The sequence below is a fragment of the Mesorhizobium sp. RCAM 05104 genome, assembly GCF_059683645.1.
This window is the reverse complement of record NZ_CM185033.1, coordinates 1,797,729-1,822,123: the sequence shown is the minus strand read 5'-3', so window position 1 is coordinate 1,822,123 and position 24,395 is coordinate 1,797,729. Positions and strand designations below refer to the sequence as shown.

The following is a 24,395-nucleotide window of genomic DNA, read 5'->3' as shown; positions in this document are numbered from 1 at the left end:
GACCGGAGCGGCCGCTGTAGTCAGCGCCGATCGCCTGGTTTCGTTCGTTCGAGTCTGAAGGAGACCGACAATGACCACGTTCGATTTCGCCACCGAGACCTCGCGCATCACCTCGCGTCCGGCCGTTGCGACGCGCGTGGCAAACACCGTCTCCAACGCCTACCGCGCCTGGAAAAACCGCCGCGCCTTCTATCGCCTCGGCGAAATGTCGGACGCCGAACTCGCCGATATCGGCCTGACGCGCGCCGACCTTCATGTCGCCATCGACGTGCCATTTGGCCGCGACCCGACGGCGATCCTGCGCGAAATCGCAAGTGATCGCGTCGAGACGATCGAGGATATCGCCCGCAAGGTGGCCTGACCGGCCGAGTTTCGGTCCTGTTGAACCTTTTCGGGGTTCAGCGCGACCAAGGTTCTGCAGGCTCCCCACTCCCTGCCGGTTCCCCGCCGGCCTGCCTGCACGTTGCCCGGTCCTCCCAAGGACCGGGCTTTTCTTTGTCTGCGTTGCCGAAGATCGGCCGTTGGCCTGCTGGCTAGCGCCGGTCCATGTCCCGCTTGAACTGATCGAAGATCGTCTCCACGCTCTTCTGATACTCGTCGCGCTGCTGGGCGCCGGTCTCGAACATCTTGCCGAACAGATCGTCGAACGGGTTCCTTGGCCGGCCGCTTGGATTGGTCTGTGGCTGCGGTGCCTGACGCTGCTGTGGTGCCTGAGGCTGCGGCGCCGGCTGTCCGCCGGGCATGCCGAAGCCGCCGCCACCACCCTGCCGCAGCATCTCCTCGAAGATCTTCCCCAGCGGGTTGTCGCCGTAGGGGCTCTGCGTCTGTTGCGGTTGCGCCCGGCCCTGCGGCTGTGGCGCGCCGCCGCCGAACATGTCCTGCAGCACCTTGCCGAGCGGATTGTCGCCATAGGGATTGGGTGCCGGCTGCGGCTGGCTTTGCGGCTGCTGTGCTGCGCCACCGAACATATCCTGCAAAACCTTGCCGAACGGGTTGTCCATCGGATTCTGAGGCTGCGGGGCCGGGGCCTGCATGCCGCCACCTTGCCGCATCATCTGTTCGATGATCTCGCCGAGCGGATTGCTGCCGCCACCGAAACCGCCAGCCGCCTGCATCTGGCTTGTCGTCTGCTTGAACAGTCCCCCCATGACCATGGAGGCGATCGCCGGCAGCATTTGCTGCAGGATCTGCTGGCTGACGCCGCTCGCCTGCGCCGCCTGGCTGGCCACGGCCCGCGACAGGTCCTTCGAGCCGAACAGATGCCCTAATATGCCGTTGCCCTCGTCGACGCCTTGCGGCGAGAAGGCTCGCGTCGCGTCCTCGAAATACTTGGCGTGCTGGCCGCTCGCCATCGCCGTCATGAAGGCGCCGAGCCCATAGGGATCCGCGGTGTTGCGTTGCAGCCCCTGCGAGAAAGCCGGCAGCAGTGCGGCAACCGCGGCCTGCGTCTGCTGCATCGAAAGCCCGTATTGCTGGGCAAGCGCCTGCATGCCGTTGCCGTTCTGGGCCTGCGCCAACATGTCGAACAAGGTAGGCATCGGCTTCTCCTCCGGGAAATCCTCGGCGGAGAGCCTAATTCGTTTCAATGCCCGATTGAAGCGACTTTTGCCGCTCCTTATAGCGCAAGGTCAATAGGCGTATTCCATGAACACCGGCTCGATCGAGCCGCCCCAGCGCGTGTGATAGGCAGAGAGCAGTTCCTCGGCGCTGGTGGTGCCGCGCGCGACCACTTCGTCTAAAGTGTTGAGGAACGAGGTTTCGTCGTAGCCGTCGCGGTTCTTCTTGCCCCGGTTCTTCAGGCCCATGCGCGAGATGACCAGCACGTCACGCGCGATCTCGCGCAATGTGGTGTTGCGGAAAGGCGCGGAAATGCCCTGTTCCGGCACTGCATTGCGCATTGCCAACACCTCGTCATAGGCCCAGCTCGAGGTCAACGCCTCGGCAGCGTCGAGCGCTGCCTCGTCATAGAGCAGCCCGACCCAGAAGGCCGGCAGCGCGCAGATGCGCCGCCACGGCCCGCCATCGGCGCCACGCATTTCGAGGAAGCGCTTCAGCCGCACGTCCGGAAACAGCGTCGACAGATGGTTCGCCCAGTCACCCATCGTCGGCAGCCCGTCCGGCACTTCGTTGCGCGCGGCACCGGCCATGAACTGACGGAAGGTGACGTGTGTCATGTCGTGATAGTGGCCGTCGCGAATGACGAAATACATAGGCACGTCGAGCGCCCATTCGACATAGTCGGCGAAGCCGAAATCGGGTGAGAAGCAGAATTCGAGCAGGCCCGAGCGCTGGTTGTCGGTGTCGCGCCAGATGTCGCCGCGCCAGCTTAGCAATCCGTTCGGGTGGCTCTCGGTGAAAGGCGAATTGGCGAAAAGTGCCGTCGACAGCGGCTGCAGCTTCAGCGACACCTGCATCTTGCGCCGCATGTCGGCCTCGCTCTCGAAGTCGAGATTCACCTGGATCGTGCAGGTGCGGTACATCATGTCCAGGCCCTTGCTGCCGACCTTGGGCATGTAGCGCGTCATGATCTGGTAGCGCGACTTCGGCATTTTCGGGGTCTCGGCCAGCGACCATTTCGGGCTGCCGCCAAGGCCAAGAAAGCGGATGCCCATCGGTTCGGCGATCTCGCGCACTTGCGCCAGATGGGCATTGCCCTCGCGACAGGTCTGGTGGATCGTCTCCAGCGGCGCGCCGGACAATTCGAACTGGCCGCCGGGCTCCAGCGAAATCGCACCCTGGCCGGTTGGCTCGACCAGGCCGATGATGCGGCCGTCATCGATGATGGGATCCCAGCCGAGCTTTTCCTGCATGCCTTCGAGGATGGCGCGGATGCCGCGCTCGCCGCCATAGGGCACAGGCGCGTTGCCGTCGACATAGAACGGGAATTTCTCGTGCTCGGTGCCGATGCGCCACTTGTCGCGCGGCTTGTTGCCTTCGGCCAGGTGCTCGACGAGTTCGTCGATGCCTTCGATGGGCCGGAAATCGGTTGTGTCGCGCGCCATGATCAAGCCCTCCGCACATGACCCCGAAAATCGGCTTTCGATTTCGGAAGGGATCATGTGCCCAATCAAAGTGCTACAGCGTTCCTTGCGCGTCCGAAAGGTGGCGCGGTGCTGCAGGGCGGCCGGACGACCGCCGGCGCTAGATGGACGAAATGTCAGCAGACGATCAAGCGAAAAATCCTGAGCCACAGGTCAACAGGAATTGAACGCCACGGCCCGCTCTGTCCTTTGCAAGAGATGAAGTCTCACCAGTCTCCGATCGTTGCCTGAATCACAGCCAGTGCGGCCACAGCCGCCGTATCGGCGCGCAGGATGCGCGGCCCGAGCGGAATGGCTGTCACGAAGGGCAAGGCACGCAGCATTTTGCGCTCGTCGTCGGAGAAGCCGCCCTCCGGCCCGACCAGCAGGCCAAGCTTCTTCTCCTTCATCGCCTGCAAGGCGGGTAGCGGATTGTTGGTCGCGGCGTCCTGAAGATCAGCCGCCGCTCTCTGTCCCAGCCGGTCAGCAGGCGATCGAATTTTTCCGCGTCGCGCACGTCCGGAACCGCCAGGATGCCGCATTGCTCGGCGGCTTCGACGACATTGGCGCGCAGGCGATCGATGGAAGGTTTCGCCACTTGCGTGTGCTGGGTGACGACCGGCTGCAGGATGCCGGCGCCCATCTCGACCGCCTTCTGCACGAGATAGTCCAGCCTGCCCTGCTTCAGCGGCGCGAAACAATAGATGAGATCGGGCAGCGGCGGCTGCGGTCGTTGCAGCGCCAGCACCTTCAGGCGCACCGCCCTTTTTGTTTTCGCTGATATGGCCGCCGACCACTCGCCGTCACGACCATTGAACACAAGGATTTCGGCGCCCTCGATGAGCCGCAGCACATGCATCAGGTAGTGGCTTTGCTGCTGCCCGGCCTCGAACTCGACATTTGGTCCGAGATCGTCGGGCACGAACAGACGATGCATCTTGTAATTGGCGCGCATCGCCGAGGAATGGGCGAGCGGGCCGCCGGCGTCAAGCCTCGGCGGACGGATGCCACACGGGCCGAAAGCCATGCCGCAGGACGGCGAGCGTCGTGGCCGGCGTCAGCAGCGAAAGCGTCCTGCCTTGGAGCAGGCCGAGATCAGCGGGGGGACCATATCCGGCAAACGACCAGCAAAGGACCTTGCCGCCGCGCAGGGCATGAGCGTTAACGCCATCCGCGATCATCGCGCCGTCCGGCAGGTCCGGAAGCTCTTCAATGGCCACCATCGGCAATCTGCCACCCGCCGCCAACCGCTCCTTGTGCAGCCGCTTGTCGACCTGCGGCGCGCGCGGCGCGGCGATACCGAAGGCTTCGCCGAAACGCTGGACAAAATCCTTGGCCCGTTCGCGCCGGCAGTAGAAGCAGGGGCGATGCCCGGCCGCCAGCGCCGTCACCTCGTCGAGGAAGAACAGTTCCGTCCAGCCAGCCTTGGCGCCCAAATGGTCGTCGCTCTTCCGGTTGCGGCCCATCGGCTCGCGCCGCACATCGCGCAATTGGCAGACGCAGATGATCCAGGCGTGAAGCGCCCAGCGCTTTTTCAACAGCGTCTTGGTATCGGGATCATGGATGATACCGCGGTTGCCCATGAACAGGCCGCGCTCGGGCACGGCGTGCAGAGCGCCGAACGGGTCGACCCGGTTTTGCAGTGGCATAGCTTTCTCCCCAAATGCGCATCTTGGCTGCCAGGCTGGCGGCATGATATCGCTCGCCGCATCGTTTTCATGTCAGCAGGGTTTTGCGATGCGGGTGCTGGTGGTCCAGAATTACGACAATACCGGCCTCGGTCAGCTCGGCGACGCTCTTGCGGAAGCCGGCGCCGACCTTGATCTGCGCCTCCCTTACAGAGGCGATCCCCTGCCGGATGACGCGGCCGAACATGACGCCTTGGTGGTGCTCGGCGGCGGCCAGAATGCATTGGCCGACGAGGAATACCCCTATTTCCCGGCGCTGCTCGAGCTGACCCGCGATTTCGCCGACAAGGATCGCGCCGTGCTCGGCATCTGCCTCGGCAGCCAGCTCGTTGCCCGCGCCTTCGGCGGCGAAAACCGCATCGGCGGCGCCAATGAATTCGGCTGGCGCGGTGTGGCGCTGACGCCGGATGCCAAGGCCGATCCGGTGCTGGCTGAGCTGCCGGAAGAATTCCCGATCTTCCAGTGGCACGACGACACCTTCGTGCTGCCTGAAAACGCCGTGCGACTTGCCGGCAATGATGTTGCGGAGAACCAGGCGTTTCGCGTCGGCCGCGCCGTCTACGGCTTCCAGTTCCATTTCGAGGCCGATCGGCCGATGGTGCAGGACTGGAGTTCATCCTTCGCGCCGACCATCGCCGCGCGCTACCCCGACTGGGCCGGCAAGCTCGATGGCGAAATGGCCCGCAACGGGCCTGACGCGGACGCCGCCGGCCTCGCCATTGCCCGCGCCTGGGTGGCGACGATCTGAGCGGTCGCCCCGCCGCACCCGCCGCGTGACATAATTGGCACGCAGCGGTGAATCCGCCTGGGGAAAACGCTTTTCATCCTTGGCTTGTGTCCGCCCGCCATCCTAGAAGGCGCGCGCTCTGCATCGGCAGTGCAACCGGATGAACCTTTTGTGTGACCCGTGCGACACACCGCCGATACAGAACACACCTAGAAGCGCGAAATCGTCGAAACTTTGAAGCGAATTCTCCGTTTCAACGCATTGGTAACCGCCTCGTGCACAGATGCAGAAAGCTCAACAAGAGATGACTTCCGTGAAAGCAGCGCTTCTGTCCTTTGCCATGCTGTCCGCCATTGTGCTTTGCGGTCTGGGTATCTATGCCGCCGACGCAGCCAGCAACCACAACGCCGTCGACGGTTACGGCGTCACCGCCTCACTGCGCTAAAGCTGGAGCGTCTTCGCGTCCTCGACGCGGTCGCTCATGCTTCCTTTATCGCCATTTCCAGGATGCGTTTGTCCGCGCCGTCGACGACGAGCGCGCTCAGCATGCCAGACTGCCAGGCAAGCGTGTCGACATTGACGCGGTTGGCCATCACCTCGGCCTCCGGTACCGGCGTGTGGCCGTGCACCACGATTTTCGGATAGAGACCGGAATGGTTGTGGAAGACATCGCGGATCCAGACCAGATCCTGCGGGTTTTGGTTCTCGAGGGGGACGCCTGGCCTGATGCCGGCATGGCAGAAGAAGAAGTCGCCGAAAGTCACTGAGAACGGCAGCGACCGCAGGAAGTCGATATGGCTTTGCGGCACGGCCTCGACCAGGGCTTGATGTCCCTTGCGCATGGCTGCCTCGGCCTTGCCGAACCACGCGCTGGTGCCCTCGACAATCGCCACGCCATAGGACTGCGCCGTCTGGATGCCGCCAAAGCGGATGAAGAGGCCTTCCGGCTCGGGGGTTTTGAGAAAATCGAGAAAACCGATGTCGTGATTGCCGGCCAACATCAAATGGCGCGGATCGCGCTCTTGCGCTTCGATCAGGAAGTCGATCACGCCCTTGGAGTCTGGTCCGCGGTCGACGTAGTCGCCAAGATGAATGACGCGCCAGTCGGCAGGTGCCTCCTGCTCGATCTCGGCCTTGATGCGTTGATGCATGGCGGCCAGCAGGTCGAGCCGGCCATGCACGTCGCCAATCGCGTAAAGACGCACGCCTTCCGGCCCACGCGCGTCGAGAAAATGAATGCCGGGTTCTGCCAACGTCTCGTTGTCTCCGTGGTCAGGCCGTCACGGACTTAGCGCCGGAGCTGGTCCTTGCCCATGTCGGTGACCAGACGCTTTCCGCACAGTGCCAGCGTGATGTCCATCTCCTTGCGGATGATTTCCAACGCCTTGGTAACCCCTTCCTTGCCAAGCGCGCCCAGGCCGTAAAGAAATGGCCGGCCGATATAGGTGCCCTTGGCGCCAAGGCAGAGCGCCTTCAGCACGTCCTGTCCGGAGCGGATGCCGCCATCCATATGCACTTCGATCGTGTCGCCGACCGCATCGGCGATCTCTTCCAGCGCCATGATCGACGACGACGCGCCGTCGAGCTGGCGCCCGCCGTGGTTGGAAACGATGATCGCATCGGCGCCGGTCTTCACCGCCATCAGCGCATCCTCCTTGTCGAGTATGCCCTTCAGGATCAGCTTGCCGCCCCAGCGCTCCTTGATCCAGGCGACATCGTTCCATGACAGATGCGGATCGAACTGCTCCGACGTCCACGATGCCAGCGAGGCCATGTCGCCGACGCCCTTGGCGTGGCCGACGATGTTGCGGAAGGTCCGCCGCTTTGTGCCGGCCATCGCTGCGCACCAGCGCGGGCGGATGGCCATGTCAACGATGTTCTTCAATGTCAGCCTGGGCGGCGCCGAAAGCCCGTTGCGGATATCCTTGTGGCGCTGGCCGAGAATCTGCAGGTCGAGCGTCAGCACCAGCGCCGAGCATTTCGCTGCCTTCGCCCTGTCGATCAGGTTGAACACGAAATCCTTGTCGCGCAGCACGTAGAGCTGGAACCAGAACGGCTTGGTGGTCACGGAGGCGACGTCCTCGATCGAGCAGATGCTCATCGTCGACAGCGTGAACGGCACGCCGAATTCCTGCGCCGCCTGCGCCGCCAGCATCTCGCCATCGGCATGCTGCATGCCGGTCATGCCGGTTGGCGCCAGAGCCACCGGCATCGAAACCTTCTCGCCGATCATCGTCGAAGCCAGCGAACGGTTGTCCATGTCGACCAGGACGCGCTGGCGGAACTTGATCTTCTGGAAGTCCTCCTCGTTTGCCCGATAGGTGCTCTCGGTCCACGCGCCTGAATCGGCATAGTCGAAGAACATCTTTGGCACCCGGCGGCGCGCGAGGTCCTTGAGGTCGGCGATGGTCAGGATTTGGCTCATGGGCTTTCCGTTTCGATACTAGGAGCGTTTACGTGCAGGTTCAGTATCGGTGGCGTCGACGCGCTGCTTCAGCCTGAGCCGTGACACGCGCTGCCAATCGCCGCTGCGCTCGGCCTCGGCCATCGACCGCTCGACATAGATCATGTGGTCCATCGCCGCTTGCCGGGCGGCAGCCGGGTCGCCGGCCTTGACCGCCGCATGGATCGCCCTGTGCTGCGCAAGCAGGGCCTCGCGCGCGCCGGGCACGGTGAACACCAAAAGCCGGTTCTGGAACACGCCTTCCGACAACAGCCGATAGCAGGAGCGCAGCGTGTGCAGGAGCAGGATATTGTGCGCGCACTCGCAGATCGCGTGATGGAACTCGACGTCGATTTCAGCTTCGTCGTCGAAATCGCCGGTGCGATGCGCCTCGTCCATGCGCGCCATGATGCGATCGAGCAGCGCCAGATCGTCCGGGGTGGCACGCCGCGCCGCGTATTCGGCCGCGATGCCCTCGATCTCGCGGCGGTATTCCAGATAATCGGTCACCGCCTTGCGGTGCGTCGAGATCAGGTCCGCCACCGGTTTGCTGAACAGCTGGCCGATGATGTCGGCGACATGCGTGCCGCCGCCGGCCTTGGTCGTCAAAAGGCCGCGCCCTTCGAGCGCCTTTAGCGCATCGCGCAGGATTGGTCGCGACACGTCGAACTGGCGCGCAAGCTCGCGTTCGCCCGGCAACCGGTCGCCGGTGCGCAGGACGCCTTCGAGGATCAGGCTCTCGATCTGCTGCACCACCTCGTCGGCGGTGCGCGAATGCTCGATCCTGGAAAAAATGTCGCTCAACAGGGTGCCTGGAAGGTGAACCGGTGTCGCGCAGGATAAAGCCTGCGTCGCCAACTGGTCAAATTATTTATCCAATTGATCGCAGCGGGTCGGTTTTGCCGCCCGGCGCCTTATCATCTTCGGCTAAACTTTGCTGTTTGCGTCATCTGGTGATTGGCTCTAGAGGGACGCGATTGCAAGAGGGTTCACAGAAACCCGGGGGACAAGCCGTGTCAGACGACCCGTCCAATCTCGAGTTCCAGCCGCGCGCCAAGGGCAGCGTCATGGGCTTTCCCGCGCATGAGGGACGGCCCGGGGCGCTCGGCGAGGTCCATGCCCGGCCGCATCCGCTGATCGAAAAGCCGCGCGTCCTTGTGCAACTCGCCTTCATGACCGAAGGCGGCTCCGGCGTCGATCACGCGGTGCTTTCCGAACTGTCGCGACGCCTCGGCATCGCCGCGCCGGACCGCCAGGCCCGCCACCACGCCATGAAGTGGGGCAAGGGTTCGCTGCGCTGGGAGCGGCATACGGAGTTCTCGACCTATCTTTGGGAAGGGCCGCTCTCCGAAAGCGGTCGGATGCAGGAGGACTCGCCTTTCGGCAACGGGTTTTCCCCGCCCGGAACCGTCATTTCGGGCATCAGGCTCGAAATCCGCAAATGGACGCAGGCGAGTGAGCGATTGATCGCCGGCTTCGACCCGACCAGCCTGTGCTATTCGCTGGTCGAGCGCGGCAATGCCGCCATCGTCACCGACTTTCGCCAGGACGGCGACGGCATGACGCGCATGCTGGTGCTTGATCGCGGCCTGACGCCGGCGCGGACCGGGGCACTGTCGCAACGGCTGATCGACATCGAGACCTACCGGACGCTGGCCATGCTCGGCCTGCCGCTGGCGCTGACCCTGTCCGGCCGTGCCCGCCGCATCGAGGACAGGCTGGCCCAGACCACGCTTGAGATGAAGGTCGCCGAAACCCGCGACAGCCAGACCTTGCTGGCTGATCTCACTGAGCTTGCGGCGGAGCTGGAAGCCGACGCGGCGTCGAGCCTCTACCGTTTCGGCGCCAGCCGCGCCTATGACGGCATCGTCGGCGAGCGGCTGGAGGCGCTCGAGGAAGAAGCCGTGCCTGGCTACGACACCTGGGGTGGGTTCCTGCAGCGCCGCGTAGCACCAGCGATGCGCACCTGCCGATCGGTCGAGGAGCGGCAGGCCAACCTGTCGCGCAAGCTGACCCGCGCCACCACGCTGCTGCGCACCTGGGTCGATGTCGAGGTCGAGAAGCAGAACCGCGACCTGCTCGCCTCGATGAATAACCGCGCGCGCCTGCAACTGCGCCTGCAGCAAACCGTCGAAGGCCTCTCGGTCGCCGCCGTCTCCTATTATGTGGTTGGCCTCATCGGCTATATCGCCAAGGGCGCCTCGATCTTCGGGCACGCCTTCGCGCCCGAGGTCGTCACCGCCGCTTCGGTGCCGGTCGCCATCCTGCTGGTCTGGTGGGGCGTGCGCCGCGTACGCCGGATGCATTCCGAGCCCGGCAAACTGGCGGGCGAATAGCCACCTCTTTTACCCCCTGTGGGGGTGGGAAGCGGTCCGCGTAGCGGACGAAAAGCCAATTGCTTGGCTTTCCGAGCTTCGAACGCCCTGAGCCTGCGAAGGGCCGGCGATGACATCTGCTCTGCCGGGTCCCCGCTGCTACGCAGCGTCCCGGCGTTCACCGACCTTTCATCGTGCCGCCGGCACGATGAATCCGCTGCGCGAACCGGCGGCTCACCCCCACAAGGCGGAGGGTGAATAGCGGCAGATTGACGCTGCGGAAGCTTGTCCCGGCCATGACGTTGGAGTCTCCACCAAAGCAGGATTTGCAACGAACGCGCTTCACTGGTAAAAGATTTTGACCAGTTGTTCGAAACGAGGCTGCTGATGTCCGGCCTGGCCATGCCGAAACCAGACGACTCCACAATGCGCCGGCGCGACGAGATCGTCGCCGACATGCGCATCATCGTTCCGGGTGAGGGCGTCGTCGACGCGACCAATCAAATGCGTGCCTTCGAGAGCGACGGGCTCACCGCCTACCGGCAATTGCCGCTGGTCGTGGTCTTGCCCGAAACGGTGGCGCAGGTTTCCCGTGTGCTGAAATACTGCAACGACCGCAACATCCGTGTCGTGCCGCGCGGCTCCGGCACCTCGCTGTCGGGTGGCGCGTTGCCGCTCGAGGACGCGGTGCTGCTGGTCATGAGCCGCTTCAATCGTATCCTCGAGATCGATTTCCCCAACCGCATCGTCATAGCCCAGCCAGGCGTAACCAATCTCGGCATCACCATCGCCGTCGAGCAGGAGGGCTTTTATTACGCCCCCGATCCATCCTCCCAGATCGCCTGCTCGATCGGCGGCAACGTGGCGGAGAATTCCGGCGGTGTGCACTGCCTGAAGTATGGCCTCACCGCCAACAATGTGCTCGGCATCGAGATGGTGCTGATGAACGGCGAGGTGGTGCGGCTCGGTGGCGGTCACCTCGACGCCGAAGGCTACGACCTGCTCGGCGTCATGACCGGCTCCGAAGGCCTGCTCGGCGTCGTCACCGAGGTCACCGTGCGCATCCTCAAGAAGCCGGAGACGGCGCGTGCCCTGCTGATCGGCTTTCCAACCAGCGAGCAGGGCGGCCAGTGCGTCGCCGACATCATCGGCGCCGGCATCATCCCGGGCGGCATGGAAATGATGGACCGGCCGGCGATCCACGCGGCGGAAGATTTCGTCCATGCCGGCTATCCGCTCGATGTCGAGGCGCTGCTGATCGTCGAGCTCGACGGGCCGGGGGTCGAGGTCGATCATCTCATCACCGCCGTCGAGGCGATAGCCATCCGCAACGGCTCGACCACCTGCCGGATCTCGCAGTCCGAACAGGAGCGGCTGAGCTTCTGGGCCGGTCGCAAGGCGGCTTTCCCTGCCGTCGGTCGCATATCGCCCGACTATTACTGCATGGACGGCACCATTCCACGCAAGGAACTGCCGCGCGTGCTCGCCGGCATGCGCGAACTGTCGGAGAAATATGGCCTCGGCGTCGCCAATGTCTTTCACGCTGGCGACGGCAATCTGCACCCGCTGATCCTCTACGACGCCAATGTGCCGGGCGAACTCGACAAGGCCGAAAGCTTCGGCGCCGATATCCTGCGCCTCTGCGTCAAGGTCGGCGGTGTGCTCACCGGTGAACATGGGGTGGGCGTCGAGAAGCGCGACCTGATGCCGGAGATGTTCAACCAGATCGACCTCGACCAGCAGATGCGGGTCAAATGCGCCTTCGATCCCAACCATCTGCTCAACCCGGGCAAGGTGTTCCCGCAGCTTCGCCGCTGCGCCGAACTCGGCCGCATGCACATTTCCGGCGGCAAGCTGCCGTTTGCGGACATTCCGAGGTTTTGAGATGATGATGTCTCGGAGGCAGGATTCCTCGCCCCCGCAAAGCGGGGGAGAGGTGGCTCGGGCAAAGCCCGAGACGGAGAGGGGGTCTGCGACCGACCTGCCAAGTCGCCGCTCGCCCGAGAAGATCGCCCGCGCCCGTGTGCTTCGCCACGGTGACAATCCGGCGGAAGCAAACCTTTGGAATGAGCTGAAAGCCAGAAAGCTCGGCGGCTACAAATTTGTCCGGCAGATGCCAATCGGGCCATATTTTGCGGATTTTGCCTGCCGCAGCGAAAAACTGGTCGTTGAGCTAGACGGAAGTCAGCATGCCGAAAGTTCGTACGACAGACGGCGCGACGAATTCATGCGTGGCGAAGGGTTTTCTGTAGTTCGGTTCTGGAACGTCGACGTACTCAAGAACCGGGCAAGTGTTTGCGAGACCATCCTTGCGGCACTGGAGGGGCGATTAGCCGAAGACGTGATCGCCTCAGATCTAAGGTTGGTTTTTGCGGCCAAGAAGGTTGGAGGCGACGCCCCATGATAGCCCCCTCTCCGTCTCGGGCTTCGCCCGAGCCACCTCTCCCCGCTTCGCGGGGGCGAGGAACCAGAGACAGCCATGACCACCTTCACCCCAACCACCCCATCCGAAGTCCTGTCCACCGTCGCCTGGGCCGTGGCGCAAGAATCGCCGCTGGAAATCCTCGGCCACGGCTCCAAGCGCGGCATCGGTCGGCCGCTGCAGACCGAACACACGCTCGACCTGTCGAAACTCACCGGCGTCACGCTCTATGAACCCGAAGAACTGGTGCTGTCGGCGAAGGCCGGCACACCACTGGCCGACATCGAAAAGCTGCTGGCGGAGAACGGCCAGCAACTGGCCTTCGAACCGATGGACTACGGCCCGCTGCTCGGAGGCGAACCTGGAAAAGGCACGATCGGCGGCGTGCTTGCCGCGAACCTTTCCGGTCCGCGCCGGCTGAAGGCGGGTGCTGCGCGCGACCACATTCTGGGCATCAATGTGGTGTCCGGGCGTGGCGAGGCTTTCAAGTCCGGCGGCCGGGTGGTCAAGAACGTCACCGGCTATGACATGTCGAAGCTGATGGCCAACAGCTGGGGCACGCTGGCCGTGTTCACTGACGTCACCTTCAAGGTGTTGCCCGCCGCCGAGACCGAAGTCACGCTCGCCATCCGTGGCCTGCTCGACGATGCGGCTGCCGCAGCCATGGCGCTGGCGCTCGGCTCCAGCGCAGAAGTGTCGAGTGCCGCGCATCTGCCGGAGCGCATCGCCGCGCGTGTCGCCGGCGGCACGCTCGGCAGCGACGCCGCCACGCTGCTGCGCGTCGAAGGCTTTGGCCCGTCCGTCGCCTACCGCATCGCCGCGCTGAAAACGCTGCTCGGCAATGCCGGACCCCTGGCGGAGATTTCCGGCGAGGCTTCAAGGGTGATCTGGCGCGATGTACGCGATATCAGGCCTTTCGCCGACGGCAGCGAGAAGCCGGTCTGGCGGGTGTCGATGACGCCTTCCCAGGGCCACCAGATGGTGTTGACCCTGCGCATGCAGGCTGCCGTCAGCGCCTTCTATGACTGGCAGGGCGGGCTGGTGTGGCTGCGCATGGAAGAGGGCGATCCCGAAGCCGCACTGCTGCGCGGGCTGTTGCGGAAACATGGCGGCGGCCACGCGACGCTGGTGCGTGCCGCACCTGCCCATCGCGCCGCCGTGCCGGTGTTCGAGCCGCAGGCGCCGCACCTGGCTGCCTTGTCGGCCAGGCTCAAGGCCGAGTTCGATCCCAAGGCCATCCTCAACCCCGGCCGCATGGCGCTGGGCGCAGGCTCTGCTACTCTCGGCATCGCAACCCAGGGAGCGACACCATGAGCGACATCAATTCCGGCCAGAACGACAAGCCCGCACCGCGCCAGACCGATCGCTGGCTGGAACCGGGGCCGACCAATGCGCTGGTCATCTACATCCTGTATCTCGCCGGCCTCGTCATCGGCATCAGCGGCCTTGTCGGCATCGTTCTCGCCTATGTCAACCGTGGCAAGGCCGGCGGCTTCGTCGAAAGCCACTACACATTCCTGATCCGCACCTTCTGGATCGGCCTGCTCTATGCGCTGATCTCGGCGGTGCTGATCTTCGTGGTGATCGGTTTCCTGCTGATGTTCGCCGTCGCCGTCTGGTTCATCGCCCGCTGCATCCTCGGCCTTCAGGCGCTGCAGCGCGGCGAGCCGGTCAAGAACCCGGAAAGCTGGTTCCTCGGACTTTAGAGCATGATCCCGAGAAGCGGGGACCGGCTTTCGGAAAAGCTCATGCTCGGACAGTAAGGAATTTTCTAGTGCAGACCAATTTTTCGCTTGCCCAGCTTGCCGATCCGCACGTCGCGGAATCGGAAAAGATCCTGCGCAAATGCGTGCACTGCGGCTTCTGCACTGCCACCTGCCCGACCTATGTGACGCTCGGCAACGAGCTCGATTCACCGCGCGGGCGCATCTACCTGATCAAGGACATGCTGGAAAACGGCCGTCCGGCCGACAAGGAGATCGTAACCCATATCGACCGCTGCCTGTCGTGCCTTGCCTGCATGACCACCTGCCCGTCGGGCGTCAACTACATGCATCTGGTCGACCATGCCCGCGCCCATATCCAGGAGACCTACAAACGGCCGCTGCTTGACCGCCTGACCCGCGCCATGCTCGCCTTTGTCCTGCCCTATCCCCAGCGCTTTCGTGCCGCGCTCAGGCTGGCGAAGCTGGGCAAGCCGTTCATTGGCCTGTTCGAAAAGATCCCGGCGCTGAAGCCGCTCGGCGCAATGCTGAAGCTCGCGCCGGCATCGATCCCGGCCGCTTCGCCGATGGCCTCGCCGGGTATCCATGCCGGGCAGGGGACCAGGAAGGGTCGCGTCGCCATCCTCACCGGCTGTGCGCAATCGGTGCTTGATCCCGCCATCAACGAGACGACGATTTCGCTGCTGACACGGCTCGGCGTCGAGGTCGTGGTGCCGCCGGGCGAGGGCTGCTGCGGCGCGCTGGTCCACCACATGGGTCGCGAAGAGGCCGCCCTTGCTTCGGCCAGGCAAAATGTCGACGCCTGGACGCGCGCCGTCGAACAAGGCGGGCTCGATGCCATCGTCATAACCGCCTCGGGCTGCGGCACGACGATCAAGGACTATGGCTTCATGCTGCGCCTCGATCCGGCCTATGCTGACAAGGCCGCGCGCGTTTCGGCCCTGGCCAAGGACATCACCGAATATCTGGCAACTCTCGACCTGCCCGAACCCGTGCGCAAGCCGGGCACGGTGGTCGCCTATCACTCGGCCTGCTCGATGCAGCACGGCCAGAAGATCACTCGCCAGCCGAAGGAGTTGCTGGCCAAAGCCGGTTTCGTCGTGCGAGAGCCGCGCGAGGGCCATCTGTGCTGCGGTTCGGCCGGCACTTACAACATCCTGCAATCCGAGATTTCAGCCAAGCTGCGTGATCGCAAGGTCCGAAATATCGAGGCAACGGGCGCTGCAATCGCCGCCACCGGCAATATCGGCTGCATCACGCAGATCGCTTCCGCCGCCAGGATGCCGGTGGTGCACACGGTAAAGCTGCTCGACTGGGCCTATGGCGGGCCGAAGCCGGAAGGCGTTGTGGACGAGAGCCTGGTCGCCGCGGAGTAGGGCCTGTCGCGGCGCTTACTCCGCCGCGAGCCTGTCGGCTGTGCCGTAGGTGGCCTCGTAGAGGGCTCGCTGCCGGCTGAGCGCCACCATCGTGTTGCGCAGCAGGATCGCGACGGTGATCGGGCCGACACCGCCCGGTACCGGCGTGATCCACGAGGCAACCTCGCGCACGCTTTCAGTGTCGACGTCGCCGACGATGCGGCTCGCCCCATCAGGCCCGATCTCGGAATTGATGCCGATGTCGATGACGGCCGCACCGGGTTTCACCATATCGGCCTTGATCAGCCGGGGTCTGCCGACCGCGACGAACAGCGCATCGGCGCGACGCGCGTGGGCGGCGACCGATCGCGTCATGTGATGGCAGACCGTCACTGTCGCGCCTTCGCTCATCAACAGGAAGGCGATCGGCTTGCCGACGATTTCCGAATGGCCGACGATGACCACTTCCAGCCCCTTGAGGTCGAGGCCGGTTTCCTTCAGCAGTTCGACCGAGGCGGCCGCCGTGCATGGCGCGAGGTCGAGCTGGTTGTAGACGATGTTGCCGATCGAAGCCGGATGCATGCCTTCGACATCCTTGAGCGGGTGCACGGCCGCCTGCAGAGTCCTGATCGGGATATGCGCCGGCACTGGCCGCTGGATGATGATGCCGGTGACGCGCGGATCGGCATTCAGGCCGTGGATCGCCGCTTCCAATTCGCCTGACGTGATGATGGCGGGAAAGCGCCGCTCCTCGAAATCGATGCCGGCGAGCTCGGCCTTGGCGCGCTGGTTGCGCACATAGACGTCCACAGCATCGGTGTCGCCGACGGTGATCGAGATCAGCTTGGGCGGAAAGCCTTCGGCCTTGGCAATCGCCGCATCCTCGCGCACGGCTGCAATGATGCGCTGGGCGACCGGGCCGCCTCTGAGATAGCGGCTGTCATCGGACAAGGGCATGGATGAACTCTCTCGATGGAACTTGCGCCGAGATAGCAAAAGAATGCAGTGAAGGGCAGCACGAAAGCGAACCGCTATGCCCGTTGCGCGACGTGCGGTCGAAATTTAGGCCCGATGCCAGGCCGCGTCTTGCTCGAAAATGGAAAGGGCAGCGCGGTTTCCCGTGCTGCCCTTCCTGACTGACCGCATCCCCATACGGCCCGTCCCCCGTTATCTCTGGACTGGCCTGGAAAAGCTGGTTGCTTTGCCGGCCAAGTGATTCGCGTCAGGAACTATATCACCTCGACCGTGGTTCCGACATTGACCCGTTCATAGAGGTCGACGACGTCCTCGTTGCGCATGCGGATGCAACCCGACGACACCGCGCCGCCGATCGTCCACGGCTGGTTGGTGCCGTGGATGCGGTATTCCGTGGTACCGAGATAAAGCGCGCGTGCGCCGAGCGGGTTCTCCATGCCGCCGGCAAGATAGGTCGGCAGGTAGCGGCCCTTGGCGGCCTCGCGCTTGATCATCTCCGCCGGCGGGCGCCAGTCCGGCCAGACGCGCTTGTTGGTGATCTTGTGGGTACCCGACCATTCAAAGCCCGGTTTGCCGGTGCCGACCCCATAACGCCGTGCCTTGCCGTTCTTCTCGATCAGGAACAGGAAATTCTGCGTGGTATCGATGACGATCGTGCCTGGCTTCTGCGGACCGTCATAGGCGACTTCCTGCGGCAGGTAGATCGGATTGATCTGCGGACGCATGACCATGCGCTTGGCCGGCGCCTGCACGGCCGCCGTCTGCACACGATCGGGCTGCGCATAGCGCAGGCGCGGCTGTTGCTGCACGGACTGGCGGTTCTGCCGGACGATGCCGGGCGCATGGCCAAGCTGCAGCACCCAGGGCGCGGAAAGGTCGGGGCTCACCATCACCGGCGGCCGGTCGACATAGCGGTCGCCGGCGGAGGAGGGTGTGACGCCAGCGGCAAACACAGCCACGGCGCTGAGCAAGGGAAACAGAACTCTCTTCATCTGGAACGCACCTTGATCGTCGAACACAAACGGGTGGAAACGTCCTCCCGGTTCGGCGATCATTGGCGTGGAAGCAGCAACCGAAACATGAATCGGAATGCGTAAAATGCAGGACTGTCAGTAAACCTTTTGGTGTGGTTACCGCCGGGTTCAGGAATCTGGTAAAGCCGCGGTAAATGCAGCGCAAAGGCGCGTTAACGAACGGATTTGTCGCCATGGAAACAGAAAATACCGGCCTGCTTGCCGGCCCCGACGGTATCGTGCGCTGCTTCTGGCACGGCAACCTGCCCGACTATCTGCACTACCACGACCATGAATGGGGCCGGCCGGTGGCGGATGACCGCCGGCTATTCGAGAAGATCTGCCTCGAAGGCTTTCAGTCGGGCCTGTCGTGGCTGACCATCCTGCGCAAGCGGGAGAATTTTCGCCAGGCCTTCGCCAATTTCGAATTCGACAAGGTCGCCGCCTTCACCGACAAGGATGTCGAACGCCTGCTCGGCAATGCCGGCATCATCCGCCACCGCGGCAAGATCGTCTCGACCGTCAACAACGCCAAGCGCGCCCGCGAGATGGCCGATGAATTCGGCTCGCTGGCCGCCTGGTTCTGGAAGTTCGAACCCGGCAAGGACGAACGGCCCGAGATCGTCGACCTCGCCCATCTGCGCGCCAACCCGACCACGGCGGTCTCGGTTCGGATTTCGAAGGAACTGAAGAAGCGCGGCTGGAGCTTTGTCGGCCCGACCACGGTCTATGCCTTCATGCAGGCGATGGGCCTGGTCAACGATCATCTCGAGGGCTGCGCCTGCCGCAAGCAAGTCGAGAAGGAACGGAAGGCTTTCAAACGGCCGAAGTAGGGCTCAGGTACCGTTGGCGCCGGCCAGGAAGAGCCCCGCGACGATCGCCGCCACCGTGGCAAGCGCCGGATAGATCACCAGCAGGCCGGTCATCAACGCGTCGCGCATCGTAGGTCCCTTGCCGTGTTTGGCCGTTATCTCGAACGGACCCGCGACCTGGCTGACCATTTTCGGCGCATGACTGTCGGCGGGGCGCAGACGTGCGGGCAGTTCGCCGACACTGCCATCGATGGCATGAAATTTTACAGCCGTTGTCATGTCCCGAACCCCTTCGCTTCGGTGCGCTTTATCGGCGGCGATTGTGTCGGCACAATGCCGGGCTCATGGCGGGATTGTTTCATTTTCGGTGCGTTTTTGTTTCAGATGAGGTTTGAGCGAAGATGGATGCTCGCTGTCGCCGAAGGCCGACATGGTGCGCCTCACCGGCCTTGCCGCTCCCTGCCGCATCGGTTAGGACACGCGCACTCGAAACATGTCCGCATTTACCCAACAAAAAGACCCCAACTCATGGCCGACAAATCGGAAAAGACGAAAGCGCGACTGCCGCGCGGTTTTGCCGACCGCAGCGCCGAGGACATCCGCGCCGTCGAGAAGATGATGGCGACGATCCGCTCGGTCTATGAGCTTTATGGTTTCGAACCGGCCGACCAGCCGCTGATCGAATACACCGACGCGCTGGGCAAGTTCCTGCCTGACCAGGACCGGCCGAACGAAGGCGTGTTCTCGTTCCAGGACGATGACGACCAGTGGCTGTCGCTGCGCTATGACCTGACCGCGCCGACCGCGCGCTTCGTCGCCGAGAACTACGAGCGCCTGCCCAAGCCCTATCGCAGCTATCGCTCCGGCTGGGTGTTCCGCAATGAGAAGCCCGGCCCCGGCCGCTTCCGCCAGTTCATGCAGTTCGATGCCGACACGATCGGCACGCCGGGCGTGGCGGCCGATGCGGAGATGGCGATGATGATGGCCGACGTGATGGAAGCGCTCGGCATCAAGCGTGGCGACTACGTCATCCGCGTCAACAACCGCAAGGTGCTCGACGGCGTGCTCGAAGCGATCGGCCTTGGCGGTGACGAAAATGCCGGCCGCCGGCTGACGGTGCTACGGGCAATCGACAAACTGGACAAGCTCGGCCCGGAAGGCGTGAGACTTCTGCTGGGACCGGGGCGCTGGGATGGCGGCAAGGAAGGCGAAGGCGACTTTGCCAAGGGCGCCGGGCTGAATGCCACGCAGGCCGAGGCGGTTCTTCTCGCGACGGCAAGGAATGAACAGGCCGGCCAGGATTCCAATGTCACTGCGAACGCGGTCTTCCAGGAAGGCGTTGGCGAACTCTCGACGATCGGAGCCCTGGTCAGGGCGGCGGGATACGGCGAAGACCGTATTGCCATGGATCGTTCTGTCGTGCGCGGCCTCGAATACTACACCGGGCCCGTCTTCGAGGCCGAGCTGCTGGCCGAAATCCCCAATGAGGACGGCCAGATCGTCCGCTTCGGCTCGGTCGGCGGCGGTGGCCGCTATGATGGTCTCGTCTCGCGCTTCCGTGGCGAGCCTGTCCCGGCGACAGGTTTCTCCATTGGCGTTTCCCGGCTGATGACCGCGCTGAAGAACCTCGGCAAGCTCGACACCTCTGATGTCATCGCACCGGTCGTCGTGCTGGTGATGGACAAGGACACCGACAGCCTCGGCCGTTACCAGAAGATGGTGGCGGAGCTGCGTGCCGCCGGCATCCGCTCCGAAATGTATCTTGGCGGCGCCGGCATGAAGGCGCAGCTCAAATATGCCGACCGGCGCGGCTGCCCCGTCGCCGTCATCCAGGGCGGTGACGAGCGCGCCAAGGGCGAACTGCAGATCAAGGACCTGATCGAAGGCGCGCGCATGTCGGCCGAGATCACCGGCAACGCCGAATGGCGCGCCGCGCGCCCGGCGCAGGTGACGGTGGCGGAAAGCGAACTGGTCGCCGAGGTGAAGAAGATCCTGGCGGCGCAGGCCGCTGATCGCGCGAAAGGTGGCGCTTGAACACCCCCCTCTGGCCTGCCGGCCATCTCCCCCGCAAGGGGGGAGATTGGATGTCGCGTGGGCTTTCGCCAATCTCCAGCGTTGAAGAAGAGGCGCTGAGCCTCAAGCTGCCGATCTCCCCCCTTGCGGGGGAGATGGCCGGCAGGCCAGAGGGGGTGCCTCGCGCCCGTCCGATCCATGACCTCGCGCTATCCCGCCATATCAGCCGACATCACCAACCTCTTCGCGGCGCGCGACACACATGCGGTCGAGGTCGCCGTGCTGCAGCCGGCCGACCCGTTCCTCGACATGGCCGGCGAGGATCTGCGCCGCCGTATTTTCCTCACCGAAAGCGAGACCGGGCAGACGTTGTGCCTGCGCCCCGAATTCACCATTCCGGTCTGCCTTGACCACATAAGTTCGCAGGCCGGCACGCCGCGCCGCTATTCCTATCTCGGCGAGGTGTTTCGCCAGCGCCGCGAAGGCGGCAACGAGTTTTTCCAGGCCGGCATCGAGGATCTCGGCGACCGCGATACCGCTGAAGCCGATGCTCGCTCCATCGCCGACGCGCACGCGCTGCTTGCCCTGGTGCTGCCGGGCAAGGCATTGGCGATAACGCTCGGTGACCAGACCATTTTCGAGGCCGTGCTGGCCGCCCTTGGGCTACCGCGCGGTTGGCGCATGCGTCTTGCCCGCGCCTTCGGCTCGGCGCCGATGCTGGAGGCCGCGCTCGCCGATCTCGCCAATCCGCCGCGCAACGGCCAGCTCTCGGGTCCGGTCGCTGCCCTTGTCCTCGACGGCGATCTGGAAGGTCTGTCCGCGCACATCGCCAGCGGCATGGAAGAGGCGGGCCTGTCGGCATCCGCCGGACGCTCGCCGGCCGACATCGCGCGGCGGTTGATCGAGAAAGCCGAACTGCGCAGCGTGCGGCTGTCCGACGAGGCATTCGCGGCGCTGAAGGGTTTTCTGGCGATCGACGTGCCGCTTGACGCCGCCCCCCAGGCATTGGATTTCTTCGCCACGGGTGCCGGGCTTTCGCTGGCCCCTGCACTGGAGAAATTCGCGGCCCGCGCCACGGCGATTGAAGCGCATGGCCTGCCGGCGCAGAAAATCCGCTATGATGCCGCCTTCGGCCGTCCGCTCGATTACTACACCGGCCTGGTCTTCGAAATCGCGGCGCAAAGCGGCGACCGGCCGTTGGCCGGCGGCGGTCGCTATGACCGGTTGCTGACCTTGCTTGGCGCGAAGACGCCGATCCCCGGTGTCGGCTTTTCCGTCTGGCTCGACCGCATCGACGCGCTACGGGAGGCGGGGCAATGATCACGCTGGCGATTCCGTCGAAAGGCCGTCTCAAGGAGCAGGCGCTGGACGTGCTGGCCAAGGCCGGCCTCGCCGTCAGCCTGCCCGGCGACGAGCGCAAGTATCGCGCCCGCATCGAGGGCGCGGAAAGTATCGAGGTGGCGTTCCTCTCGGCTTCCGAGATTGCCGGCGAGATCGGCCAGGGGGCGGTCGATCTCGGCATCACCGGCGAGGATCTGGTGCGCGAAAATCTCGCCGACTGGGAGACCCGCGCCGAAATCGTCGCCCGTCTCGGCTTCGGCACCGCCGATGTCGTGGTGGCGGTGCCCGACATCTGGCTTGACGTCGACACCATGGCCGATCTCGACGACGTCGCCGCGGATTTCCGCCAGCGCCATGGCAGGCGGCTGCGCATCGCCACCAAATACTGGCGGCTGACCCAGCAATTCTTCTCGCAGAAACATGGCATCCAGGTCTACCGCATCGTCGAAAGCCTCGGCGCCACCGAAGGGGCACCGGCAGCCGGGCTCGCCGATGTCATCGTCGACATCACCACCACCGGCTCGACCTTGCGCGCCAATCATCTCAAGGTGCTGGGCGATGGTGTGGTGTTGAAGTCGCAGGCTTGCCTGGTGGCGTCGAAGAAGACGCGTGCGGCGGCCGACGAGGCTCTGTTGCGCGACATCGCCAAGAAAATGGCTGCGGTAGCCGGATAGCGGCGGAGGGGGCCTTCCTGCCTCCACGACCATCGACGGATTTCCACTGCCCCGCCGGGCTGATAGACTCCGGCCTGTCTTGGGAGGACAAAAGCCATGCCGGTCAATCTCGACGAGCTGAAGAACGCCACCAACCTGCGCGGACGCGGACCGCGCGGTGGCAGCACCTTCTTGGCACCCGTCGACGGCAAGGCGCATGTCTCGGGCGAGCGCAGCGTGCCGCTGCTCGACAAGACTATCCCCGCGCTGTTTTCCGATACCGCCAGCAAATACGCCACGCAGGATGCCGCTGTTTTCGTCGGCCAGGACAAGCGCTTCACCTGGGGTGAGCTGTCGGACACCGTGGACGCGCTGGCAGCCGGCTTCCTGGCGCTTGGCCTCGGAAAGGGCGATCGCGTCGGCATCTGGTCGCCCAACCGTTGGGAATGGCTGGTGACGCAGTTCGCCACCGCCCGCATCGGCCTGATCCTGGTCAACATCAATCCAGCCTACCGGCTGACCGAGCTCGAATATGCGCTGAACAAGGTCGGCTGCAAGGCGCTGGTCACCGCAGCCAAATTCAAGACCTCCGACTATCTCGGCATGATCGAGACGCTGGCGCCGGAGATCGCGACGGCGACACCGGGCAAGCTCAAGGCAACGAAATTGCCGGCGCTCAGGATCGTCATCCGCATGGGCGAGGACAACTCGCCCGGCATGTTCAATTTCGCCGATGTGCTGGCCATGGCCGGACGCGACGAACATGACAGCCTCGACCGCATTTCCGAGGGGCTGAAACCCGGCGACGCCATCAACATCCAGTTCACGTCGGGCACGACGGGGGCACCCAAGGGCGCGACGCTGACCCACCACAACATCGTCAACAACGGCAATTTCGTCACCTCGGCGATCCGGCTCACCGTCGACGACCGGCTCTGCATTCCGGTGCCGCTCTATCACTGCTTCGGCATGTCGATGGGCACGATGGGCTGCGTGTCGAAAGGCGCGACCATGGTTTTCCCGGGCGAGGGGTTCGACCCCGGCGCCACGCTGAACGCGGTGGCCGCGGAGCACTGTACCGGGCTCTATGGCGTACCGACCATGTTTGTCGCCCTGCTCGATCATCCGGATTTCGCGACCTTTGATCTCTCCAGCCTGCGCACCGGCATCATGGCCGGCTCGCCGTGCCCGATCGAGGTGATGAAGAAAGTGATCTCGCTGATGCACATGCAGGAGGTGACCATCGCCTATGGCATGACCGAGACCAGCCCGGTCTCGTTCCAGAGCAGCGTCGACGACCCGCTGGAGAAACGCGTCTCGACGGTCGGGCGCATCCACCCCCATGTCGAGGTCAAGGCGGTCGATGCCGATGGCGCCACCGTCGCCGTCGGCGCGCCGGGCGAACTGTGCACGCGCGGCTATTCGGTGATGAAGGGCTATTGGGACGACGACGACAAGACGCGCGAGGCGATCGACGCCGACGGCTGGATGCACACCGGTGACCTCGCCACCATCGATGCCGAGGGCTATTGCAACATCGTCGGCCGGGTCAAGGACATGGTCATCCGCGGCGGCGAAAACGTCTATCCGCGCGAGGTCGAGGAATTCCTTTACCGCCATCCCAAGATCAAGGAAGTGCAGGTGTTCGGCATTCCTGACGACAAGTATGGCGAGGAGCTTTGCGCCTGGATCGTGCTCAAGCCCGGCCAGATCGCCACCGAGCAGGAGATAAAGGCCTTCTGTGCCGGCCAGATCGCTCACTATAAGGTCCCACGCTACATCCGCTTCCGCACCGAATTGCCGATGACGGTGACCGGCAAGCCGCAGAAGTTTTTGATGCGCAATGCGATGGTGGAAGAGTTGGGGTTGGAGACGCAGAAGACGGCGTGAGGGA

General features: G+C 64.2%; 23 protein-coding genes and 1 pseudogene. 14 read left to right on the top strand and 10 right to left on the bottom strand.

The genetic code is table 11. The features are described from left to right. Window positions 1-70 precede the first annotated feature (70 nt). A complete protein-coding gene (locus tag AC56QP_RS09170; RefSeq protein ID WP_091585998.1) occupies window positions 71-361 on the top strand; it encodes a DUF1127 domain-containing protein in 291 nt (96 codons plus the stop codon). 172 nt (window positions 362-533) lie between these two features. Here AC56QP_RS09170 and AC56QP_RS09165 read toward each other — a convergent pair whose 3' ends face one another. The 4 genes and pseudogenes from AC56QP_RS09165 to AC56QP_RS09150 form a co-directional block, all read right to left on the bottom strand. After that, entirely contained in the window at window positions 534-1,538 is a 1,005-nt protein-coding gene (locus AC56QP_RS09165) for a DUF937 domain-containing protein (protein WP_489859999.1), read from the bottom strand. A gap of 90 nt (window positions 1,539-1,628) precedes the next feature. Continuing rightward, window positions 1,629-3,002: a glutamate--cysteine ligase gene (locus AC56QP_RS09160; protein WP_489860000.1), complete on the bottom strand. Its 1,374-nt coding sequence runs from the start codon at window positions 3,000-3,002 to the stop codon at window positions 1,629-1,631. Between the two features lie 245 nt (window positions 3,003-3,247). Further along, window positions 3,248-3,975: pseudogene (locus AC56QP_RS09155) on the bottom strand (16S rRNA (uracil(1498)-N(3))-methyltransferase). Window positions 3,976-4,006: 31 nt separating this feature from the next. After that, window positions 4,007-4,669: a hypothetical protein gene (locus AC56QP_RS09150; protein ID WP_489860001.1), complete on the bottom strand. Its 663-nt coding sequence runs from the start codon at window positions 4,667-4,669 to the stop codon at window positions 4,007-4,009. A gap of 88 nt (window positions 4,670-4,757) precedes the next feature. Between AC56QP_RS09150 and AC56QP_RS09145 the strand changes: the two genes are divergently transcribed. Together AC56QP_RS09145 and AC56QP_RS09140 are read left to right on the top strand one after the other, a co-directional pair. Beyond that, on the top strand, window positions 4,758-5,456 hold the full coding sequence (locus AC56QP_RS09145) for a type 1 glutamine amidotransferase (protein ID WP_489863646.1): 699 nt from the start codon (window positions 4,758-4,760) through the stop codon (window positions 5,454-5,456). 292 nt (window positions 5,457-5,748) lie between these two features. Beyond that, the gene (locus AC56QP_RS09140; RefSeq protein ID WP_256750304.1) at window positions 5,749-5,880 is read left to right on the top strand and encodes a hypothetical protein; all 132 of its coding nucleotides are present in this window, start codon (window positions 5,749-5,751) and stop codon (window positions 5,878-5,880) included. Window positions 5,881-5,914: 34 nt separating this feature from the next. Here AC56QP_RS09140 and AC56QP_RS09135 read toward each other — a convergent pair whose 3' ends face one another. From AC56QP_RS09135 to AC56QP_RS09125, 3 genes are read right to left on the bottom strand one after another with little or no spacing between them, the layout of a single operon-like run. After that, the gene (locus tag AC56QP_RS09135) at window positions 5,915-6,688 is read right to left on the bottom strand and encodes a metallophosphoesterase family protein (protein ID WP_497100601.1); all 774 of its coding nucleotides are present in this window, start codon (window positions 6,686-6,688) and stop codon (window positions 5,915-5,917) included. 35 nt (window positions 6,689-6,723) lie between these two features. Then, a complete protein-coding gene (locus AC56QP_RS09130) occupies window positions 6,724-7,860 on the bottom strand; it encodes an alpha-hydroxy acid oxidase (RefSeq protein ID WP_489860002.1) in 1,137 nt (378 codons plus the stop codon). 18 nt (window positions 7,861-7,878) lie between these two features. Then, the gene (locus tag AC56QP_RS09125) at window positions 7,879-8,682 is read right to left on the bottom strand and encodes an FCD domain-containing protein (RefSeq protein ID WP_091585982.1); all 804 of its coding nucleotides are present in this window, start codon (window positions 8,680-8,682) and stop codon (window positions 7,879-7,881) included. Window positions 8,683-8,891: 209 nt separating this feature from the next. On the opposite strand from AC56QP_RS09125, the gene AC56QP_RS09120 reads away from it, so the two are divergent. The 6 genes from AC56QP_RS09120 to glcF all read left to right on the top strand — a co-directional run bounded on the left by AC56QP_RS09120 (window position 8,892) and on the right by glcF (window position 15,715). Next, complete coding sequence (locus AC56QP_RS09120) at window positions 8,892-10,214, top strand: DUF3422 family protein (RefSeq protein WP_489860003.1); 1,323 nt, start codon at window positions 8,892-8,894, stop codon at window positions 10,212-10,214. Window positions 10,215-10,580: 366 nt separating this feature from the next. Beyond that, window positions 10,581-12,077 (top strand): FAD-linked oxidase C-terminal domain-containing protein, encoded by a 1,497-nt coding sequence (locus tag AC56QP_RS09115; RefSeq protein ID WP_489860004.1) that lies wholly within the window; start codon window positions 10,581-10,583, stop codon window positions 12,075-12,077. A 52-nt stretch (window positions 12,078-12,129) separates the two neighbouring features. Continuing rightward, window positions 12,130-12,597, top strand: coding sequence for an endonuclease domain-containing protein (locus AC56QP_RS09110; protein WP_489860005.1), 468 nt, complete (start codon window positions 12,130-12,132; stop codon window positions 12,595-12,597). A gap of 75 nt (window positions 12,598-12,672) precedes the next feature. Continuing rightward, window positions 12,673-13,929 (top strand): FAD-binding protein, encoded by a 1,257-nt coding sequence (locus AC56QP_RS09105; protein ID WP_489860006.1) that lies wholly within the window; start codon window positions 12,673-12,675, stop codon window positions 13,927-13,929. Then, the gene (locus AC56QP_RS09100; RefSeq protein ID WP_091585976.1) at window positions 13,926-14,321 is read left to right on the top strand and encodes a DUF4870 family protein; all 396 of its coding nucleotides are present in this window, start codon (window positions 13,926-13,928) and stop codon (window positions 14,319-14,321) included. Before AC56QP_RS09105 ends, AC56QP_RS09100 begins: the two co-directional genes overlap by 4 nt. A gap of 68 nt (window positions 14,322-14,389) precedes the next feature. Further along, window positions 14,390-15,715: a glycolate oxidase subunit GlcF gene (gene glcF, locus AC56QP_RS09095; protein WP_489860007.1), complete on the top strand. Its 1,326-nt coding sequence runs from the start codon at window positions 14,390-14,392 to the stop codon at window positions 15,713-15,715. Window positions 15,716-15,730: 15 nt separating this feature from the next. Here the strand turns inward: glcF and AC56QP_RS09090 are convergent, their stop codons facing one another. Then, window positions 15,731-16,651, bottom strand: a complete 921-nt coding sequence (locus tag AC56QP_RS09090) for a bifunctional 5,10-methylenetetrahydrofolate dehydrogenase/5,10-methenyltetrahydrofolate cyclohydrolase (RefSeq protein WP_489860008.1) — start codon at window positions 16,649-16,651, stop codon at window positions 15,731-15,733. Between the two features lie 272 nt (window positions 16,652-16,923). Then, window positions 16,924-17,661, bottom strand: coding sequence for a L,D-transpeptidase (locus AC56QP_RS09085; RefSeq protein ID WP_489860009.1), 738 nt, complete (start codon window positions 17,659-17,661; stop codon window positions 16,924-16,926). Between the two features lie 215 nt (window positions 17,662-17,876). On the opposite strand from AC56QP_RS09085, the gene AC56QP_RS09080 reads away from it, so the two are divergent. Next, window positions 17,877-18,515 (top strand): DNA-3-methyladenine glycosylase I, encoded by a 639-nt coding sequence (locus AC56QP_RS09080; protein ID WP_489860010.1) that lies wholly within the window; start codon window positions 17,877-17,879, stop codon window positions 18,513-18,515. Window positions 18,516-18,518: 3 nt separating this feature from the next. On the opposite strand, the gene AC56QP_RS09075 is transcribed toward AC56QP_RS09080, so the two are convergent. Next, window positions 18,519-18,773 carry a hypothetical protein gene (locus AC56QP_RS09075; protein ID WP_489860011.1) on the bottom strand — a complete coding sequence of 85 codons (255 nt, stop codon included), beginning with the start codon at window positions 18,771-18,773 and terminating at the stop codon, window positions 18,519-18,521. 249 nt (window positions 18,774-19,022) lie between these two features. Between AC56QP_RS09075 and hisS the strand changes: the two genes are divergently transcribed. From hisS to AC56QP_RS09055, 4 genes are all read left to right on the top strand, one after another. Then, window positions 19,023-20,528 (top strand): histidine--tRNA ligase, encoded by a 1,506-nt coding sequence (gene hisS, locus AC56QP_RS09070; protein ID WP_489860012.1) that lies wholly within the window; start codon window positions 19,023-19,025, stop codon window positions 20,526-20,528. Window positions 20,529-20,705: 177 nt separating this feature from the next. Further along, window positions 20,706-21,827, top strand: a complete 1,122-nt coding sequence (locus AC56QP_RS09065) for an ATP phosphoribosyltransferase regulatory subunit (protein ID WP_489860013.1) — start codon at window positions 20,706-20,708, stop codon at window positions 21,825-21,827. After that, window positions 21,824-22,522, top strand: a complete 699-nt coding sequence (gene hisG / locus AC56QP_RS09060; protein WP_489860014.1) for an ATP phosphoribosyltransferase — start codon at window positions 21,824-21,826, stop codon at window positions 22,520-22,522. Before AC56QP_RS09065 ends, hisG begins: the two co-directional genes overlap by 4 nt. A gap of 96 nt (window positions 22,523-22,618) precedes the next feature. Next, window positions 22,619-24,391 (top strand): AMP-binding protein, encoded by a 1,773-nt coding sequence (locus tag AC56QP_RS09055; protein WP_489860015.1) that lies wholly within the window; start codon window positions 22,619-22,621, stop codon window positions 24,389-24,391. The last annotated feature ends 4 nt before the right edge of the window (window positions 24,392-24,395 follow it).